The sequence below is a fragment of the Pseudomonas sp. S2_H10 genome (assembly GCF_054668285.1).
Genome location: NZ_CP162754.1, coordinates 3741797 through 3755000, shown reverse-complemented (window position 1 = coordinate 3755000; position 13204 = coordinate 3741797). Strand labels below are relative to the sequence as shown.

At 59.7% G+C, this 13204-nt stretch carries 14 protein-coding genes (1 of these 14 only partly in view); 11 read left to right on the top strand and 3 right to left on the bottom strand.

Features of this window, described 5'->3' with window-relative positions:
• A protein-coding gene (locus tag AB4O16_RS16900; RefSeq protein ID WP_007969743.1) for an acyl-CoA dehydrogenase crosses the window boundary here: on the bottom strand, positions 1–850 show its 5' portion. 332 nt of this gene lie to the left of the window's left edge; the window shows 850 of its 1182 coding nt (coding positions 1–850); the start codon lies at positions 848–850; the stop codon falls past the left edge of the window.
• A 157-nt stretch (positions 851–1007) separates the two neighbouring features.
• Here AB4O16_RS16900 and AB4O16_RS16895 point away from each other — a divergent pair, with 157 nt between their 5' ends.
• The 11 genes from AB4O16_RS16895 to AB4O16_RS16845 all read left to right on the top strand — a co-directional run bounded on the left by AB4O16_RS16895 (position 1008) and on the right by AB4O16_RS16845 (position 10961).
• Positions 1008–1907 (top strand): LysR family transcriptional regulator, encoded by a 900-nt coding sequence (locus AB4O16_RS16895; RefSeq protein ID WP_460155353.1) that lies wholly within the window; start codon positions 1008–1010, stop codon positions 1905–1907.
• 435 nt (positions 1908–2342) lie between these two features.
• Positions 2343–3464, top strand: coding sequence for a Re/Si-specific NAD(P)(+) transhydrogenase subunit alpha (locus AB4O16_RS16890; RefSeq protein ID WP_460155352.1), 1122 nt, complete (start codon positions 2343–2345; stop codon positions 3462–3464).
• Between the two features lie 11 nt (positions 3465–3475).
• The gene (locus AB4O16_RS16885) at positions 3476–3826 is read left to right on the top strand and encodes an NAD(P) transhydrogenase subunit alpha part 2 (protein ID WP_053152987.1); all 351 of its coding nucleotides are present in this window, start codon (positions 3476–3478) and stop codon (positions 3824–3826) included.
• Positions 3823–5256 (top strand): NAD(P)(+) transhydrogenase (Re/Si-specific) subunit beta, encoded by a 1434-nt coding sequence (locus tag AB4O16_RS16880; RefSeq protein WP_095967830.1) that lies wholly within the window; start codon positions 3823–3825, stop codon positions 5254–5256. The genes AB4O16_RS16885 and AB4O16_RS16880 overlap by 4 nt, the downstream gene beginning before the upstream one ends.
• A 213-nt stretch (positions 5257–5469) precedes the next feature.
• A complete protein-coding gene (locus tag AB4O16_RS16875) occupies positions 5470–6963 on the top strand; it encodes an acetyl-CoA hydrolase/transferase family protein (protein WP_160388500.1) in 1494 nt (497 codons plus the stop codon).
• A 319-nt stretch (positions 6964–7282) separates the two neighbouring features.
• Positions 7283–7498 carry a DUF1127 domain-containing protein gene (locus AB4O16_RS16870; RefSeq protein ID WP_007969750.1) on the top strand — a complete coding sequence of 72 codons (216 nt, stop codon included), beginning with the start codon at positions 7283–7285 and terminating at the stop codon, positions 7496–7498.
• 164 nt (positions 7499–7662) lie between these two features.
• Positions 7663–7764: a DUF1127 domain-containing protein gene (locus tag AB4O16_RS16865; protein ID WP_460155351.1), complete on the top strand. Its 102-nt coding sequence runs from the start codon at positions 7663–7665 to the stop codon at positions 7762–7764.
• Between the two features lie 143 nt (positions 7765–7907).
• Entirely contained in the window at positions 7908–8228 is a 321-nt protein-coding gene (locus AB4O16_RS16860) for a DUF2388 domain-containing protein (protein ID WP_095967832.1), read from the top strand.
• 109 nt (positions 8229–8337) lie between these two features.
• A complete protein-coding gene (locus AB4O16_RS16855) occupies positions 8338–8655 on the top strand; it encodes a DUF2388 domain-containing protein (RefSeq protein ID WP_160388501.1) in 318 nt (105 codons plus the stop codon).
• Positions 8656–8682: 27 nt separating this feature from the next.
• A complete protein-coding gene (locus AB4O16_RS16850; protein WP_103397965.1) occupies positions 8683–9003 on the top strand; it encodes a DUF2388 domain-containing protein in 321 nt (106 codons plus the stop codon).
• Positions 9000–10961 (top strand): DUF7844 domain-containing protein, encoded by a 1962-nt coding sequence (locus tag AB4O16_RS16845; RefSeq protein WP_460155350.1) that lies wholly within the window; start codon positions 9000–9002, stop codon positions 10959–10961. Before AB4O16_RS16850 ends, AB4O16_RS16845 begins: the two co-directional genes overlap by 4 nt.
• Positions 10962–11069: 108 nt before the next feature.
• On the opposite strand, the gene trpA is transcribed toward AB4O16_RS16845, so the two are convergent.
• A complete protein-coding gene (trpA, locus tag AB4O16_RS16840) occupies positions 11070–11882 on the bottom strand; it encodes a tryptophan synthase subunit alpha (RefSeq protein WP_460155349.1) in 813 nt (270 codons plus the stop codon).
• Entirely contained in the window at positions 11882–13102 is a 1221-nt protein-coding gene (gene trpB, locus AB4O16_RS16835) for a tryptophan synthase subunit beta (RefSeq protein WP_218431420.1), read from the bottom strand. Before trpB ends, trpA begins: the two co-directional genes overlap by 1 nt.
• Between the last annotated feature and the right edge of the window lie 102 nt (positions 13103–13204).

Sequence of the window (13204 nt, the reverse complement as noted above, 5' to 3'; positions counted from 1 at the left end):
ACGGGCGACCGAACTGCTGACGATCCAGGGTGTACTGGCGAGCAGTGTGCCAGCAGAACTCGGCCGCACCCAGTGCACCCCAGGAGATACCGTAGCGTGCCGAGTTCAGGCAGGTGAAAGGACCTTTCAGGCCGCGCACATCCGGGAAGATGTTCTCTTCCGGCACGAACACGTTGTCCATGACGATTTCACCGGTGATCGATGCGCGCAGGCCAACCTTGCCGTGAATCGCCGGAGCGCTCAGGCCTTTCCAGCCTTTCTCCAGAACGAAGCCGCGGATGTCGCCGGCATCGTCTTTGCCCCAGACCACGAACACGTCGGCAATCGGGCTGTTGGTGATCCACATCTTGCTGCCAGTGAGGCTGTAGCCGCCTTCCACTTTGCGTGCACGAGTGATCATCGCGCCCGGATCGGAACCGTGGTTAGGCTCGGTCAGACCGAAGCAGCCGATCCACTCGCCCGAGGCCAGTTTCGGCAGGTACTTCTGCTTCTGCGCTTCGGTACCGAATTCATTGATTGGCACCATCACCAGCGAGGACTGCACACTCATCATCGAACGATAGCCGGAGTCGATACGTTCGACTTCACGAGCAATCAGGCCGTAGCTGACGTAGTTCAGGCCACTGCCTCCGTACTGCTCGGGGATGGTTGCGCCCAACAGACCCACTTCGCCCATTTCGCGGAAGATCGCCGGATCGGTCTTCTCATGGCGGAAAGCTTCAAGAATGCGCGGCGCCAGGCTCTGCTGAGCGAACTGCGCAGCCGTGTCGCGAATCATGCGTTCTTCTTCAGTGAGCTGTTGATCCAGCAGCAGGGGATCGATCCAGTTGAAGCTAGCTTTACCGCCCATGAGTGTGTCCTCTCGAATCGGGTCAAATAACGTGGACTGATCCTAGGCCCGGATCGGCTCTACGGCAAACGAGGATTTCGCATACTGTTGTGCTAATTTCTCACTCCGAAAGGTCGCAAAAGAGCTTTTATGCGATCCATTAGTGAGGTTGACGTACATGCGCAGAAAGATACCCAGTACCACGGCCCTGATCAGCTTCGAGGCAGCGGCGCGCCACGAGAGCTTCACCAAGGCCGCCCAGGAACTTTCGCTGACCCAAGGGGCGATTTGCCGACAGATCGCCAGCCTTGAAGAATTCCTCAGCGTGGAACTGTTCCGACGCTCGCGGCGTGGAGTGAAGCTGACGGAGGCCGGGCTTTCCTACAGTCGTCGAGTGGCCACTCAGCTTGATGCGGTCGAGCGAGACACGCTGTCGGTCATGGGCCAGCAGGGCGCCAACGTGATCGAGCTGGCCGTGGTGCCGACCTTCGGCACCCAGTGGTTGCTGCCGCGACTCAAGGACTTCCAGCAAAAACACCCGGAAGTGACCGTCAACCTGACCAACCGGACGCGGCCGTTCCTGTTCGCCGACACTGATTTTGATGCCGCCATCTACTTCGGTGATGCGGATTGGTCAGGTACAGAATCCCACAGGCTGATGGGTGAAAATCCGATGCCTGTTTGCAGCCCCAGCCTACTGGGAAACAAGACCAGCCTGGCGCCCGCGGACATCGCCGAGCTGCCTCTTCTGCAACAGACCACACGCCCCTACGCCTGGCGCCAATGGTTCGACTCCCAACACCTGAATGTCCCGCGAGACATGACAGGCCCGCGCTACGAGCTATTCTCAATGCTCGCCCAGGCGGCCATGCACGACATGGGGATTGCGTTGATCCCGCCGTTCCTGATTCAACGCGAGTTGAAAGAAAAACGCCTGGTGATCGCCAACCCCCAGGCACTGTCCAGCATCAAGGCTTATTACCTGATGATTCCTGAGCGAAAGGTCGAATCTGCGTCTTTGAGGGCATTTCGTGACTGGCTGGTAAATCAGGCGCACAGCTACAGCCTAGAGGGTTAAAGGCTCTCCAATGTTATTTGACCTCGTAGTCAGAAAAATAAAAGCCCTACAGATATACGTATTTGTCGCATAGCAGCAAACTGTATCGAGAAGTCGTACAAACGTCCCACAAGCGCCTGACCACGCGGCTTTGCGCCACTATTTCGTAGCGATGCCGCATCATTCATACGGCCGATGTGTAAATTCTTCAATTTCGGCCAGAATCCTTGAAAAGCACGGTCTGCAAGGGATCGAGCCGGTTGGTTGCGACATTCGGTCACGGGGTGACTTGTAGTTAATTTTCCGTCACCCGTCATAATCCCTTGAAGGGCACAAAGTTCGCCTGCAAAATGCCGCGCCCCGCCTCATTTTGGCGGGATCGTGCTGATCGGCCGCCCCAGCCGCACCATCCGTAGTGCATGGGTTTACTCAATAAGATCACGCAGGAGATTTGACGTGCACATTGGTGTTCCTCTCGAAACCCAGACCGGTGAAACACGGGTTGCTGCAACCCCGGAAACCATCAAGAAGCTGATCGGCCAGGGCCATAAGGTCACTGTACAAAGCGGCGCCGGCATTAATGCCAGCGTTGTCGACAGTGCCTATGAAGCGGCAGGCGCAACCATTGGCAGCGCCAATGACGCGTTTGGCGCAGAGCTGATTTTGAAGGTGGTCGCGCCCAGCGACAGCGAGTTGGCGCTGATTAAAAGCGGCACCGTCGTGGTCGGGATGCTCAATCCGTTCAACAACGAAACCATCGCCAAAATGGCCGAGTGCGGCATTACCGCATTTGCCCTGGAGGCTGCGCCTCGCACTTCCCGTGCGCAGAGCCTTGATGTGCTGTCGTCGCAAGCCAACATCGCCGGCTATAAAGCCGTGTTGCTGGCCGCGCACTACTACCCGCGCTTCATGCCGATGCTGATGACCGCTGCCGGTACCGTAAAGGCCGCTCGCGTGCTGATTCTCGGTGCTGGCGTGGCCGGTTTGCAGGCAATCGCTACCGCGAAACGCCTGGGTGCGGTGATCGAAGCGTCCGACGTGCGTCCTGCGGTTAAAGAGCAGATCGAATCCCTCGGCGCCAAATTCGTCGACGTGCCTTACGAGACCGACGAAGAACGCGAATGCGCCGTTGGTGTCGGCGGTTACGCCCGTCCGATGCCGGCCAGCTGGATGCAACGTCAGGCCCTGGCCGTGCACGAACGCGCCAAACAGGCTGACATCGTCATCACCACCGCACTGATTCCGGGCCGCAAGGCACCGACGCTGCTCAGCGCGGAAACCGTGGCACAGATGAAACCGGGCTCGGTGGTCATCGACCTCGCGGCGGCGCAGGGTGGTAACTGTCCGCTGACCGTGGCCGATCAGGTGGTCGTCGAAAATGGCGTGACCATCGTTGGCCCGACCAACCTGGCCGGCGCAGTGGCGGCCGATGCTTCGGCGCTGTACGCACGCAACCTGCTGGACTTCATGAAACTGTTGTTCGATAAAGAAGGACAACTGGTGATCAACCTTGAAGACGATATCGTCGCCGCGTGCCTGATGTGCCGCGACGGCCAGATCGTGCGCAAGAACGGCTGAGGATAAAAACAATGGAAGACATGCTGATCTCTCACGGTATCTACAACCTGATCATCTTCGTGCTGGCCATCTATGTCGGCTACCACGTGGTCTGGAACGTGACACCTGCACTGCACACACCACTGATGGCCGTGACCAACGCCATCTCCGCCATCGTCATCGTCGGCGCCATGCTCGCGGCAGCCCTGACCGTGACTCCACTGGGCAAGACCATGGGCACCCTGGCCGTGGCCCTGGCCGCCGTCAACGTGTTTGGTGGCTTCCTGGTGACTCGCCGCATGCTGGAAATGTTCAAGAAGAAAGCGGCCAAGGCTCCGGCTGCCAAGGCCGAAGCAGTCAAGGCTGAGGTGCAGCAAGCATGAGCATGAACCTGGTTACGTCCCTGTATTTGATCGCCTCGGTCTGCTTCATCCAGGCGCTCAAGGGCCTCTCGCACCCCACCACGTCGCGCCGCGGCAACCTGTTCGGCATGCTCGGCATGGGCCTGGCGATCCTCACCACGGTCGGCCTGATCTACAAGCTCGGTGCCGAGTTGGCGCAAGACGGTATCGTCTACGTGATCGTCGGCCTGCTGATCGGCGGCACTGCCGGCTCGATCATGGCCAAACGCGTTGAAATGACCAAGATGCCCGAGCTGGTCGCCTTCATGCACAGCATGATCGGCCTGGCCGCGGTGTTCATCGCCATTGCGGCGGTCGTCGAGCCGCAGTCGCTGGGTATCGTTGCGCAACTGGGTGACGCGATCCCGGCCGGTAACCGCCTGGAGCTGTTCCTCGGTGCCGCCATTGGTGCGATCACCTTCTCCGGTTCGGTCATCGCCTTCGGCAAGCTCTCGGGCAAGTACAAGTTCCGCCTGTTCCAGGGCGCACCGGTACAGTTCACCGGCCAACACAAACTGAACCTGCTGCTGGGCGTGGCTACACTGGGCCTGGGCATCACCTTCATGTTGACCGGCGACCTCAGCGCCTTCGCCCTGATGCTGGCCCTGGCCTTCATCATGGGTGTGCTGATCATCATCCCGATCGGTGGCGCGGACATGCCAGTGGTCGTGTCGATGCTCAACAGCTACTCCGGCTGGGCGGCGGCAGGTATCGGCTTCTCGCTGAACAACTCGATGCTGATCATCGCCGGTTCGCTGGTGGGCTCAAGCGGTGCGATCCTCTCGTACATCATGTGCAAGGCGATGAACCGCTCCTTCTTCAATGTACTGCTCGGCGGTTTCGGCAATACAGCCGACGCAGGCCCTGCAGGCGCCAAGGAAGCCCGTCCGGTGAAATCCGGTTCGGCTGACGATGCGACCTTCCTGCTGACCAACGCCGACACCGTGATCATCGTTCCGGGCTACGGCCTGGCGGTAGCACGGGCACAGCATGCGCTGAAGGAACTGACCGAGAAGCTGACCCATCGCGGCGTGACCGTGAAGTATGCGATCCACCCGGTGGCCGGTCGTATGCCGGGCCATATGAACGTATTGCTGGCCGAGGCCGAAGTGCCTTACGACCAGGTGTTCGAGATGGAAGACATCAACTCCGAGTTCGGCCAGGCCGACGTGGTGCTGGTGTTGGGTGCCAACGACGTGGTCAACCCGGCCGCTAAGAACGATCCGAAATCGCCGATTGCCGGCATGCCGATCCTCGAAGCGTTCAAGGCCAAGACCATCATCGTCAACAAGCGCTCGATGGCCAGCGGCTATGCCGGCCTGGATAACGAACTGTTCTACCTGGACAAGACCATGATGGTGTTCGGTGACGCTAAAAAGGTCATCGAGGACATGGTAAAAGCCGTCGACTAACCCTCTGCGGTACACAGAACGCCCCGACTTGTCGGGGCGTTTTTGTTTGCGCAAATCGTCGGACAAACTATCCTTTTGTTACCGATCCGGTAACGGTGTTTTGCTTTAAAGGCCCGGAATAGACGCCTCGATTGCGACCTTGGTAGCGGGACAGAAGCCGGCGCAATTCACTAGACTGCACGTCCTGCTACTTGTTGCCCGAGATAACAATCCATGTACCGTGACCGTATTCGCCTGCCTTCGTTGTTGGACAAAGTGATGAGCGCTGCCGACGCCGCCGCCCTGATTGAAGACGGCATGACCGTCGGCATGAGCGGCTTTACTCGCGCCGGCGAAGCCAAAGCCGTTCCTCAGGCGCTGGCCGAACGTGCCAAGGTCACGCCGCTGAAGATCAGCCTGATGACTGGCGCTAGCCTGGGCAACGACCTCGACAAGCAGTTGACCGAAGCTGGCGTGCTGTCGCGACGCATGCCGTTTCAGGTCGACAGCACCCTGCGTAAGGCGATCAACGCCGGTGAAGTCATGTTCATCGACCAGCACTTGTCGGAAACCGTGGAGCAATTGCGCAACCAGCAACTGAAACTGCCGGACATTGCCGTGATTGAAGCCGTGGCGATCACCGAGCAAGGGCATATCGTGCCAACCACCTCGGTAGGCAACTCGGCCAGCTTCGCGATTTTCGCCAAGCACGTGATCGTCGAGATCAACATGGCGCACAACCCGAACCTGGAAGGTCTGCACGACATCTATATCCCGACTTATCGCCCGACCCGCACGCCGATTCCACTGGTCAAGGTCGACGACCGCATCGGCAGCACCGCCATCCCGATTCCAGCGGAAAAGATCGTCGCCATCGTGGTCACCAACCAGGCTGACTCGCCCTCCACGGTGTTGGCACCGGACACCGAGACCCAGGCCATCGCCGACCACCTGATCGACTTCTTCAAGCAGGAAGTGGCAGCAGGACGCATGACCAACAAGCTCGGCCCGCTACAAGCCGGTATCGGCACCATCGCCAACTCGGTGATGTGTGGCCTGATCGACTCGCCGTTCGAAGACCTGACGATGTATTCCGAAGTACTTCAGGACTCTACCTTCGACCTGATCGACGCAGGCAAGCTGAGTTTTGCTTCGGGCAGTTCGATCACCCTGTCGAGCCGGCGCAACGCCGATGTGTTCGGCAACCTCGAGCGGTACAAGGACAAGCTGGTTCTGCGCCCGCAGGAGATCTCCAACCATCCTGAAGTCGTGCGCCGCCTCGGTATCATCGGCATCAACACCGCCCTGGAGTTCGACATCTATGGCAACGTCAACTCCACTCACGTCTGCGGCACGCGGATGATGAACGGTATCGGTGGCTCGGGCGACTTCGCACGCAACGCGCACCTGTCCGTGTTCGTGACCAAGTCGATCGCCAAGGGCGGCGCGATCTCCAGCGTGGTGCCGATGGTCAGCCACGTCGACCACACCGAGCATGATGTCGACATCCTCGTGACCGAAGTGGGCCTGGCAGACTTGCGAGGCCTGGCGCCCCGGGAGCGTGCCCGGGTCATCATCGACAAATGCGTGCACCCGGATTACCGCCAGGCGTTGAACGATTACTTCACCGCCGCGTGCGCCATCGGCGGGCACACCCCACACATCCTGCGTGACGCCCTGAGCTGGCACATCAACCTGGAAGAAACCGGGCAGATGCTGAAGAAGTAATTGGTACAGAAAGCAGCTGGCGCAAACACAGTTTCGTCAGCTTGCTCTGACCATTCTCAAGAAGTGAAAAAACTGTACTGCTGTACTGGTCATTTCTGACGGAAAACTCCTACCCTTTCGAGCAGAAACTGCATTTTTGCACTTAAACAGTGCGAACAGGTACAGTTGCCTCAATTTTGACCAGTACACCCCCTATAAACAGTTAACTGAGCTCTCACAATACAGATGAACTGTATCTACAGAGACTAGGCAAACAAGAGGATCATGGGCACCAGTTAAACCACTACCTAATCCCGCCACAAGCGGAAGGATGACCACCATGGAACGTACACTCAGTTCCGATCTGTTCTTCGAAGACACTGCTGCAAAAACCCAGGCTTCCCTGCCTCTGCGCGTTATCGCCAACCTGATGCTGTGGCAGCGCCGCATCACCAGCCGCCATCAACTGGCTCGTCTGGATTCGCGTCTGCTGGCTGACGCCGGGATTAGCGAAGCACAACGCTACGAAGAGCTGAGCAAGCCGTTCTGGCGCTAACTCAGCGTCGCTGGCTCTGACCTCAAGGTCCACCGCCAGCAACCCGAATTGAAAAAACAAAACCCGTCGTGGGAAACCACGACGGGTTTTGTCGTTTTGGCCTGTCGATTCTGCACTTACAGTAGGGAAACCTCGATACCAGTACAGTTTGAAAAACATTCAAAATGAATGAGTACAGTATCGCCTTCGAGGCTCGTCAGCTCTCGGACCTGGGCATCAGCCACGCCGAGCGCAGCAATGAATTGGACAAACCGTTCTGGCGCTGACTGCCTGCTCGCATGGCCAGGACTGTTCGAAACGACACATACAGGCCTAATATCAATGCAGAACGTGGCGAACGCCGAGTGCCTGGCGTCTGACTTGCAGACACTGCGCCATATTTCAAATGGTCTATCAAAAGGAGTTACCCATGTCCCGTCTTCGCCTGCTTAGCGCTGCGGCTCTGTTTGCCGTGGCTGCCAGTGCCCAAGCCACCAGCTTCATCGTGACCACGGATGCGGTTGTCAACGCGCTCAAGGCCACGTCCGATGCGACCACCAACATCGTCTCGTCGTCGTTCAAGGATGACAAGATCGTCCTCGCCGCCCGTGACGACGCCGCCAGCTTCGTCGCCAGCGAAGGCTCCATCCGCGGCGTGAAACTGGAAAGCGCCCTCGACCACATTCGTCACAAGGCGCCGCAACTGAGCGCAACAGACGCACAACTGGCGCAAGCGATCCTGACGATCTAAGCGACAGGTCAAGACTTGGGGGCACGCTTGAAGTGTCCCCATGTTTCGACGCTGGCTCAAGAATGGACCTTGCGTTAGCCTTGCGGCTCACTTTCAACAGTCGAGTCACATGCGCTTTCTTTCAAATACACTGATCGCTCCAGTCTTTCTTGCGCTTGGCTACTCGGGTTCGGCCCATGCCTTCGACGCCTTCAATCTGTCCACCCAGGGCACCGTTGCCAGTGGTTACGCCACAAGCCTCGTGACCTCCGCCCCCTTCGACCATAAACTACTGCTCGCCGCCCATGATGACGCCGCGGCGTTCATTGCCAGTGACGGCCAGTTGCGAGGCGCACGGCTGGAGTCAGCCCTGCGGTACCTGCGCCAAACCCGGGCAAAACTTCATGCCAGCGACCTTGAACTGGCGCAAGCAATTCTCGTCCAATAGTTATCCCTGTTTTTCTGGAGTCGTTCCATGCGTAATCCGCTGATTGCCGCCACCTTAGGCCTGCTGCTGTTGGCTGACGTGACCCAGGCACATACTCTGGTTGCCACCAGTAACATTCTGATCCGTGCTACCCAGCGCACCCTCGATTTCACCTCCGATACCACCACGTCCATCCGCGACTCGAAAATCGTGCGCGAGGCCCAGGACGATGCCGCCAGTTTCGTTGCCAGCAACGGCGACATTCGCGGCGCTCACCTGGAATCCGCTTTCGACTTGCTGCGCACCCGCGTGCCGGAAGCGCGCGACGCCAGCGATCAGGATCTCGCCGAAGCCATCCTCGCACTGTGAGGCGTGCACGCGCCTGGCTGCTGACCGGGGCCCTGTTGCTGTTCGGCAACACGGCCCACGCAGGCCTTCAGCTACAACTCAAGACCGAAGGTCTGACTCCCACGCAACAGCAAGCCAGCCAGGCGTTGCTCGATGAGGCCATGCAGGCATTGCCGCCACGCTTTATCGAGCAACTGGATCGACGCATCGTTGTCGGCTGGACTGATGACATGCCGCGCAACGCCTACGGCCAGGCCTCGCTGGTGTCCGAGCTGGATCTGAACCGCAACCTGCTGGCCGGCCTCACCGATGGCAGCGCCGCGAGCAAGAAAACCCATCGCCCCCACGGCACCGTGCGCCGGGAAATGCTGGCCACGGTGTTGCACGAGCTGACTCATATCTATGATCGCTCGCGCCTGTGGCCGGACCCCGAACGCAAGCTGATCCAGCGCTGCACCCAGCGCAGTAACAGCTCAGGGCTGGTTGGCATTCCCGACCAATGCCGGGGTCAGTCCGGTCGGCGTTTTACCCTCAGCGACGATCCGCGCCTGCTCGACCTCGCCGGCTGGCAGCAATACGTAGGCCGCCGCGGGGAACGCGAACAGCACAATCGCCAGATTGCCCGCACTCCGGATATCTACGAGACCAGCAGTCCAAAGGAATTCGTCGCGGTCAACATGGAGTATTTCCTCCTCGACCCGACCTACGCTTGCCGCCGTCCCGCACTGTACCGCTACTACAAAGAGCATTTCGGCTGGGCGCCTGCTGCCAGGGAAACCTGCAGCAAAACCGTCTCCTTCCTCAATGCCGGTAACGACTTCGCCAAGACGCCATTGGGTCAGGTCGATCCGGAGCGGGTCTATGCCGTCGACTATCTGCTGGCCGAGGCCAACCAGAACCTGTTCAGCCGCTGGGGCCACAGCATGTTGCGCCTGGTGATCTGCGCACCCGGCCGACCACGCGGACCGGACTGTCGACTCGATCTCGATCAGCATCTGGTGCTGTCGTACCGCGCCTTTGTCGGCGACGTGCAGCTGTCGAGCTGGGATGGCCTGGTCGGCAAATACCCGTCGCGGCTGTTTATCCTGCCGCTGTCCCAGGTCATCGACGAATACACCAAGACCGAACTGCGCAGCCTGGCCTCCGTGCCCCTGAACCTGTCGCGCACAGAGATTGAAGACGTGGTGGAACGTGCCGCCGAGATGCACTGGAGCTACGACGGCAACTATTTCTTCCTGTCCAACAACTGCGCGGTGGAGGAGCTGAAGTTGCTGCGCGGCGGCACCAACAACCCGAAGTTGGTAGGGCTCGACAACATCATGCCCAACGGCTTGCTGGAAGTGCTCAAGGGCCGCGGGCTCGCCGATACCAGCGTGCTGGACGATCCCAAGGAAGCGCTGCGCCTGGGCTATCGATTCGATTCTTTCCGCGAGCGCTACCAGGCCATGTTCGAGATCCTGAAAAAGCACTTGCCGATCAAGCAGGAAACCGTCGAAGACTGGCTGGACCTGAAAGCCGCGCAACGCCGGCAATGGTTCGAGCAGGCCGATTTGCGCACCAGCGCCGCGTTGCTCCTGTTGGAGCAGGCCAGTTACCGTCAGCAGTTGCTGCTGGCCCAGGATGAAGTGAAGCAGCGCTATCTGGGCGCCCGGGAGCTGAAGAGTGGTGGCATGGACAAGGCCAACGAGACCCTCAAGGACATTCTCGCCAACAGTGGCTTCCTCAGCCGTCCGGCGGAACTGCTGGGCACCAACGGTTATGGCTTGCCGCAGCCGAGCGAGTGGGAGCATCTGGAATCGGAAAGCAGCCAGCGCCAGAAACAGCTGCTGGCGCTGTCCGGGGATCTGGACAAGGAAGTGAGAGCGTTGCTTGAACCAGACCGCGCCGCCGAAATGGCCGCCAACGAGGCCAACCTGAAGCAGATTGGCGAGCACTTGCGCAAACTGCATAAGGCCGCGGGCGGGCTAGAGTTGCCTTGACCCGTAACCTGTAGGAGCGAGCCTGCTCGCGAAAGCGGTGAATCAGTCAACATGGATGTTGAAGCTGATGGCCTATTCGCGAGCAAGCTCGCTCCCACAGGGTTTTGGTCAACTGACGCGGGCTTTACGCACGCCTTCGGCCAACGCCGAACACAGGCTCAGCACGCCATCCACGGCTTGCTCCGGAGTGGTGGCATTGGCGATGTGATCGATCAGTGCCGAACCCACCACAACACCATCAGCCAGACGCGCAATGGACGCTGCCTGCTCCGGCGTCCGGATACCGAAACCGATGCTGATCGGCAGGTCGGTATGGCGACGCAGACGGGCGACAGCCTCTTCGACGTGTTCCAGCGTGGCGGCACCGGCACCGGTCACACCGGCTACCGAGACGTAGTAGACGAAACCCGAGCTGCCATTGAGAACGGTCGGCAGGCGCACATCGTCGGTGGTTGGCGTCGTCAAACGGATAAAGTCCAGGCCCGCAACCTGTGCCGGGTCGCACAGTTCGCCGTTATGTTCAGGCGGCAGGTCGACCACGATCAGGCCATCGACGCCAGCCTCCTTGGCTTCGGCAATGAAGCGCGGTACGCCGTACATGTGGATCGGGTTGAAGTAACCCATCAGCACCAGCGGCGTTTCGTTGTTGTCCTGGCGGAACTCGCGAACCATTTGCAGGGTTTTCGCCAGATTCTGTTTGGCACCCAACGCACGGATGTTGGCGAGCTGGATGGCCGGGCCGTCAGCCATCGGGTCGGTGAAGGGCATGCCCAGTTCGATCACGTCGGCGCCGGCGGCCGGCAAGCCCTTGAGGATGGCCAGCGAGGTGTCATAGCCCGGGTCGCCAGCGGTCACGAAAGTCACGAGGGCGGCGCGGTTCTGTTCCTTGAGTTCGGCAAAACGCGTTTGCAGGCGGCTCATCAGTGTTTCTCCTGCTTGGATTGTTCCATATGGTGCATCACGGTCTGCATGTCTTTGTCGCCACGGCCGGACAGGTTGACGACCATCAGGTGATCCTTTGGCAGGCTCGGCGCGCGCTTGAACACTTCAGCCAGGGCATGGGCGCTTTCCAGGGCAGGAATGATCCCTTCCAGGCGGCAGCACTGGTGGAACGCAGCGAGAGCTTCGTCGTCAGTCACCGAGGTGTACTGAACGCGGCCGATGTCATGCAACCAGGCGTGTTCCGGGCCGATACCCGGGTAGTCGAGGCCGGCAGAAATCGAGTGGGCGTCGATGATCTGGCCATCGTCGTCCTGCAGCAGGAAAGTGCGGTTGCCGTGCAACACGCCCGGTACGCCGCCATTCAGGCTGGCAGCGTGCTTGCCGGTTTCGATGCCATAACCGGCGGCTTCAACGCCGATGATCTCGACACTCTTGTCGTCGAGGAACGGGTGGAACAGGCCCATGGCGTTGGAACCACCGCCAATGCACGCCACCAGGCTGTCCGGCAGGCGGCCTTCCTGGGCTTGCAGTTGCTCACGGGTTTCCTTGCCGATCACGGCCTGGAAGTCGCGAACCATTGCCGGGTAAGGGTGCGGACCGGCCACTGTGCCGATCAGGTAGAAGGTGCTGTCGACGTTGGTCACCCAGTCACGCAGGGCTTCGTTCATCGCATCCTTGAGCGTACCGGTGCCGGCGACCACCGGGATCACTTCGGCGCCCAGCAGCTTCATGCGGAACACGTTGGCCTGCTGACGTTCGATGTCAGTGGTGCCCATGTAGATCACGCAATCCAGGCCGAAACGCGCAGCCACGGTAGCAGTTGCCACACCGTGCATGCCGGCGCCGGTCTCGGCGATGATGCGTTTCTTGCCCATGCGCCGCGCCAGCAGGATCTGGCCGATGCAGTTGTTGATCTTGTGCGCGCCGGTATGGTTCAGCTCTTCGCGCTTGAGATAAATCTTCGCGCCACCGCAGAACTCGGTCAGACGTTCGGCGAAGTACAACGGGCTTGGACGTCCGACGTAGTCACGCTGGAAGTAGGCCAGCTCTTCCTTGAATGCAGGATCTTCCTTGGCCAACTCATATTCGCGGGCCAGGTCGAGGATCAACGGCATCAGGGTTTCGGCGACGTAACGGCCGCCGAACGCGCCAAACAGGCCGTTGGCGTCAGGGCCGTTGCGCAGATTAGTCTGGGTCATGGGGCGCTCCAGTTGAATGCGTGAAGTGACAATGAAGTCCACTCTACCCCTGACGTACCAGACTGAAAACCGATAAGATCGCCGCAACCTGTCAGGAAAACT